This is a genomic window from Mesorhizobium sp. M1E.F.Ca.ET.063.01.1.1 (assembly GCF_003998155.1).
GTDB lineage: Bacteria > Pseudomonadota > Alphaproteobacteria > Rhizobiales > Rhizobiaceae > Mesorhizobium.
Genome location: NZ_RZSC01001740.1, coordinates 1 through 399, shown reverse-complemented (window position 1 = coordinate 399; position 399 = coordinate 1). Strand labels below are relative to the sequence as shown.

The following is a 399-nucleotide window of genomic DNA, read 5'->3' as shown; positions in this document are numbered from 1 at the left end:
AAGACCAGGAGCTCGATGCCAACGCGGTGTTCGCCAAGCTCTCGGCGCTCAAGTCGAAGGACAAGGATGAAGGCGAGGAGTGAGCCTTCCGGAGCGCTCAACAAAAAAGCCCGCTTCGAGCGGGCTTTTTTGTTGGACAATGGCTTGGGAGGAAGTCACGTCCGCGCGGCGCGGTCGGGCGCCATGCCGTAATCCTCCGAGCGCTCGACAGCTCGGTAGAAATCGGCGAGCTGCTTGCCGCGCTCCGGCTTGAAGGTGCGGCCGGCGATGACGACCGAAGCGATGCGGTCGATGCGGAAGGCGCGGAAATCGTCGCGCATCTCGCACCAGGCAACCAGGGTCCAGACCTTGCCCCAGAACCACAGGCCGAGCGGCCTGATGTCGCGCGCGGTGCCGCGC

The 399-nt window shown here is 64.9% G+C and carries 1 protein-coding gene; it reads right to left on the bottom strand.

From position 1 onward, the window contains the following. Nucleotides 1–155: 155 nt before the first annotated feature. A partial coding sequence (locus tag EOA29_RS40685; RefSeq protein ID WP_127222621.1) for a WYL domain-containing protein occupies nt 156–399 on the bottom strand: 244 nt, incomplete at its 5' end.